Here is a 4778-nt window from a genome sequence, read left to right on the forward strand (position 1 = left end):
GGCCCGTCCCCGGTCCCCCGGGGGCGGGCCGTCGTGCCGCCCGGCCGCGGCGCGGCTCAGCCCACCTCCAGGGCGGTGACGCGCCAGCGCTCGTGGCGGCGCTCCACGCGCAGCGCCAGGGCGCGCACCCGCTCGCCGCAGCGCACCACCGCGCCGACCTCCACGGTCCCGGCGTCCAGGGCGCACGGCAGCACCCGCAGCACGTGCGGGCGCGGGCCGGGGGCGGCGCGCCCGCCGCGCAGCCGGGCGCCCAGGACCGCGCGGCGCTGCACGTCGGCGTAGACGTCCGCGGCCGACCAGCGCAGCAGCTGCTGCGGCGGGCGGTGGCCGCTGAGCACCTCCAGGAGCACCACGAGGTAGCCCCTGGTCCACCCGCCCACCTCGGGCAGCTCCGCGCGCGGGCCGCGGCGCGGCAGGTCCAGCTCCAGCACGCCCTGGTCGGGGCTCAGGTGCGTGAGCACGCTGGTCACCGCGCCCGGCTCGCCCACCAGCGGCGGGGCGGCCAGCGGCACCGGGTAGCGCCGCAGGCGGGGGGCGGAGCGGATGGGGGCCGCGGTGGGGTCGTCGACGAGCAGGGCCGCGGTCGCGGGCACGGGGGACCTCCTGGGGGTCGTGGGTCGAGCGTGGTGCGGGTGGGGCCGGTGCGGGCGGAGCGTCCGGTCAGGGCAGCCGGAGGACCTGACCGGGCAGCAGCAGGTCGGGGTCGGCGCCGATGACGTCGGCGTTGAGGGCGTACAGGTGCTCCTGCGCCCGCAGGACGTCGGCGGGCGCGGCGCCGGGGCCGCTCAGCGCCCTGGCCAGCGACCACAGGCTGTCCCCGCGCTGGACGACGACCTGCGCGCCCTCGTCGGCGGGCCGGGTGCCGCCGGGCAGCTCGGCGCGGGGCAGCTCGGGCACCGCGGGGGCGTCCGGCAGCGCCGCCCACCCGGGTTCCGGGGCGAGGGCGGGGGCCCCGACGCTCGCCGGCGCCCCCGGCTGCAGCGGCGCGGCGGCCGCCCACCCGGCGTCGGGCACGGGCACCCGGGGCGCCGCGGAGGCGGCCGTCGCGGCGGCCCCGCCGAGGGCCAGGCCCACGGCCAGCGCGACGGCGCGGCGCACGAGGGGCGGCACGCCGGGCGTCCCGCCGGGCGCGGCGGCCGCGGGCCGGCCGGGGCGGTGCGCGCGGTCGCGGGCCTCGGCGCGCGCGGCCAGCAGCACGCTGCCGGTCAGCGCGCTCAGCACCAGGCACGCGCCGGCACCGCACAGGGCCACGAGCAGGTCCGCGGCGCCGGCCGTGCCGGCCAGCGCCGCCCGGGCGGCCGGGGCGGTCAGCAGCGCCAGGCCGGCCGCGCCGGCGGCGGGCGCGGCCGCGAGCAGGGCGCCGACGGCCAGGACGGCACCGGTGCGCGCCGGCCCGGGGCGGCGGGTGCGGGGCACGGGACTCCTTCCGATGGGGGAGGCAGCCGTTCGGCCTCGTTAAGTGCTCAATCGTGCCGTTTGCTGCTGTTTGGTGCGGCTTGTGTACCGACGGGTGGTGTCTCAGGGCCAGCACAGGCGCCGCACACCGCTCGTTCGGCGGCACCGGTCTGACGCCCCGTGAGCGCCCGTAGCGTGGGGACGTGCGCTGGGACGACCTCTTCGCCGACCTCGACGCCCGCCTCGCGCACGCCCAGCGGCTCGAGCGGGAGGCGGAGGTGGCCGACCGCCGGGTTCGCGACGTCGCCTCCGTGGACCTGCTGGGCCGGCTGCTGGCCACGGACGGGGAGCTGTCGGTGCAGCTGGCGGACGGCGGCTGGGTGGCCGGGCCGGTGCGGGCCGCCGGGCCCGGCTGGGTGCTCCTGGCCGCCGGCGCCCCCGCACCGCGCCAGGTGCTGGTGCCGACGGCCGCGGTGTGCGCCGTGCGCGGGCTCGCGCGCCGCAGCAGCCCGCCGGGGCCGGTGGTGGCGCGCCGCACGCTGGTGCTGGCGCTGCGCGCGCTGGCCGGCGCCGACGTCGGCGTGCTGGTGCGCACCCGGGCCGCGGACCTGCGCGGGCGGCTCTCGCGGGTGGGGGCCGACCACGTCGACGTGGCCGTGCCCGCCGAGCGCGGGGTGGAGGCGGTGACGGTGCCGCACGCGTCGTTGCTGAGCGTCACCGAACTGGGGTGAGCACCGGCCGCTCCCGGGCCGAGGGCCGCCGTGGCGGCCCGGTGCGGGGGCGGGGAGGGGTCAGGCGGGGGTCAGGCCGCGGTCAGGAGGAGCGGGTGCCCTGCTGCGCGGTCTGGGCGCTCTCCCGGGTCTGCGCGTACATGCGCTCGATGTACGCCTCGAGCTGCGACTCCTCGACGCGCCACTGACCGCGCCCGCCCACCTTGATGGCCGGCAGCTCGCCGCTGCGCACCAGGGCGTAGGCCTGCGCCGAGGAGATGGCCAGGGTCTCGGCGACGTCCGCGAGCGGGAGGAAGCGGGCGGGCACGGTGTCTCCTGTCCGGGAGCGGGTCGGCGGCCACCGGCGCGGCGGCGGCGTGGCGCATCCTCGCACGCCCGCCCCCGCCCCCTGGACCGTTCGGGTGACCTGTGGACGACGGCCCGGGCCGCTGGTCCGCCGGGGCCACCATGGCCGTCGCGACCGGGCGGTCCGGCGCGGACCGGGAGGGGGCGCGGGTGCGCACGAGGACGACGCCGGGGGCGGTGCCGCCGCGCCGGGAGGGCACGACGGCGGAGCGGGCGCGCAGGCTGCGCGCCCCGTCGTGGCGCGACCCGCGGCTGCTGGTGGGGCTGGCCCTGGTGCTGGGTTCGGTGGTGCTGGGTGCGCGCACCGTCGAGGCGGCCCGGGCCACGACGGGGGTGTGGGCCGTCGCGGTGCCGGTGGGGGCCGGCAGCGCGCTGGGCACCGCGCAGCTGCGCGTCGCGCAGGTCTCCGTCGAGGGGGCCACCGCCGCCGCCTACCTGCCCGCCGACGAACCGCCCGCCTCCGGCTGGGTGGCGCTGCGCGGGCTGTCGGCCGGCGAGCTGCTGCCGCGCTCGGCCGTGGTGCCCGCCGGGGACCTGGTGGAGCGGGCGGTGAGCCTGCCCCTGGCCGGCGCCCTGCCCGACGGGGTGCGCACCGGGGCGCTGGCGGACGTGTGGGTGGCCTGGCCCGCCGACGGCGCCGGTGGGCAGATCGCCCCGTCCTCCGGGGCGACGGGGGAGGACGGCCGGCCCCGGCCCGAGCAGCTGGTGACCGCGGCGGAGGTCGTCGCGGTGCGCCCGCGCTCGGCGGCCCTGGCCGCCGCCTCGGGCGCGGACGTGCAGGTGCTGGTGCCGCAGGGCGCCCTGCCGGACGTGCTGCGGGCACTGGCCGTCGAGGCCGATGTGGTCCTGGTACCGGTGCCCGGCAGCGCCGGGGCCCCCTCGTGAGCCTGCCGGTGCTGGTGGCCGTGCCCGGCTCGCCGGAGGCCCGCATCGTCGCCGGCTGGGAGCCCCTGCGCCGCGAGGTGGTCGTGGTCCGCCGCTGCGCCGACCTCGCCGAGGTGCTCGCCGCGGCCGGCGCGGGGCTCGCCCGGGTGGCGGTGCTGGGCGCCGACCTGCCGGGGGCGGACGCCGAGGCCGTGGACGCGCTGCAGCGCCACGGCGTGGGCCTGCTGGTGGTGCTGCCCGACGGGGACGCGGCCGGGGCCCTGGAGCACCGGTGGCGCGCCCTGGGCGCCCGGCGCTTCGCGGGGGCGGGGGAGGACCCCGCCGTGCTGGCCCGCGCCGCGGTCGCCGCCGCCGAGGCCGTCGGGCACCCCGCGGCCGCGCAGGAGGAACGCGCCCGCAGCGCCGTGCCGGGTGCGACCGCCCCCGACGGGGCCGCGCCGGGGACGACCGCCCCGGGGGAGCCGGAGGAGGGTGCACCGGGAGGACCCGGGCGCACGGTCGCCGTCTGGGGTCCGCCAGGTTCGACCGGGCGCTCCACGGTGGCGGTCAACCTGGCCGCGGAGCTGGCCGCGACCGGTGCCGTCACCGTCCTGGCGGACCTGGACACGCGCGGCGCCTGCGTGGCCCAGTTGCTCGGCCTGCTCGACGACGCCCCCGGGGTGATGGCGGCCGTGCGGGCCGCCACCGAGGGCCGGCTCGACGCGCGCACCCTGCAGCGGCACGCGGCCGTGGTGCTGCCGGGCCTGGCGGTGCTGACCGGCTCGCCCGACCCCCGCCGGTGGTCGGAGCTGCGGCCCGTGGGGCTGCGGCGGGTCCTGGAGGTCGCCGCGGGCAGCGCCGACTGGCTGGTGCTCGACCTCCCCGGCGGCCTGGACGACGACGAGGGCAGTGACCGCGACGCGGCGGCGCGGGTGGCGCTGGAGGCCGCGGACGTGGTGCTCGTCGTGGGCGCCGCGGACCCCGTGGGGCTGCAGCGCTGGATCCGCACCTGGCAGCGCCTGGAGGAGGTGGCTCCCGGCGTCCCCGCCGTCGCGGTGCTCTCCCGCATGCGCGCCTCGGCCGTCGGGGCGCCCGCGCCCCGGCGCGTGGCGGCCGCCCTGCACCGCTTCGCGGGGGTCGCCGACGCCGTGCTGCTGCCCGAGGACGCCGCGGCCGACCAGGCGGTCCTGGCAGGCCGCGCGCTGCGGGAGGTGGCCGGGCGCAGCGCCCTGCGCCGCGCCCTCGAGCAGCTCGCCCAGCAGCTGGAGGACGGCGTCGCCGTGCCCGCCCTGCCCCCGGTGCCCGGTGACCTCGCCGCGATTTGACCGGGTGGTGGGGTGTCGTTAACGTGGTGGTCACACCGCGCGGCGGGGAGGAACGGACGGGGAACCGGCCGGTTCTCGCAGCGGGTGTCACCCCTTCCTGAAAGATCTTCCTCCGGGT

At 81.0% G+C, this 4778-nt stretch carries 6 protein-coding genes; 3 read left to right on the plus strand and 3 right to left on the minus strand.

The genetic code is table 11. The features are described from left to right. Positions 1–56 precede the first annotated feature (56 nt). Together ACRYR7_RS24335 and ACRYR7_RS24340 are read right to left on the minus strand one after the other, a co-directional pair. The gene (locus ACRYR7_RS24335) at positions 57–593 is read right to left on the minus strand and encodes an Rv3235 family protein (protein ID WP_432574880.1); all 537 of its coding nucleotides are present in this window, start codon (positions 591–593) and stop codon (positions 57–59) included. A 67-nt stretch (positions 594–660) separates the two neighbouring features. Continuing rightward, positions 661–1416 carry a LysM peptidoglycan-binding domain-containing protein gene (locus ACRYR7_RS24340; RefSeq protein ID WP_432574881.1) on the minus strand — a complete coding sequence of 252 codons (756 nt, stop codon included), beginning with the start codon at positions 1414–1416 and terminating at the stop codon, positions 661–663. A 182-nt stretch (positions 1417–1598) separates the two neighbouring features. Here ACRYR7_RS24340 and ACRYR7_RS24345 point away from each other — a divergent pair, with 182 nt between their 5' ends. Further along, a complete protein-coding gene (locus ACRYR7_RS24345; RefSeq protein WP_432574882.1) occupies positions 1599–2126 on the plus strand; it encodes a hypothetical protein in 528 nt (175 codons plus the stop codon). Between the two features lie 82 nt (positions 2127–2208). Here the strand turns inward: ACRYR7_RS24345 and ACRYR7_RS24350 are convergent, their stop codons facing one another. Continuing rightward, positions 2209–2433 (minus strand): helix-turn-helix domain-containing protein, encoded by a 225-nt coding sequence (locus ACRYR7_RS24350; RefSeq protein ID WP_432574884.1) that lies wholly within the window; start codon positions 2431–2433, stop codon positions 2209–2211. Between the two features lie 101 nt (positions 2434–2534). Here ACRYR7_RS24350 and ACRYR7_RS24355 point away from each other — a divergent pair, with 101 nt between their 5' ends. Both ACRYR7_RS24355 and ACRYR7_RS24360 read left to right on the plus strand, forming a co-directional pair. Continuing rightward, positions 2535–3356: a hypothetical protein gene (locus ACRYR7_RS24355; protein WP_432574885.1), complete on the plus strand. Its 822-nt coding sequence runs from the start codon at positions 2535–2537 to the stop codon at positions 3354–3356. Further along, positions 3353–4660 (plus strand): AAA family ATPase, encoded by a 1308-nt coding sequence (locus ACRYR7_RS24360; protein ID WP_432574887.1) that lies wholly within the window; start codon positions 3353–3355, stop codon positions 4658–4660. The genes ACRYR7_RS24355 and ACRYR7_RS24360 overlap by 4 nt, the downstream gene beginning before the upstream one ends. Positions 4661–4778 lie beyond the last annotated feature (118 nt).

Source organism: Kineococcus gurbantunggutensis (assembly GCF_050871925.1).
Classification (GTDB): Bacteria; Actinomycetota; Actinomycetes; order Actinomycetales; family Kineococcaceae; genus Kineococcus.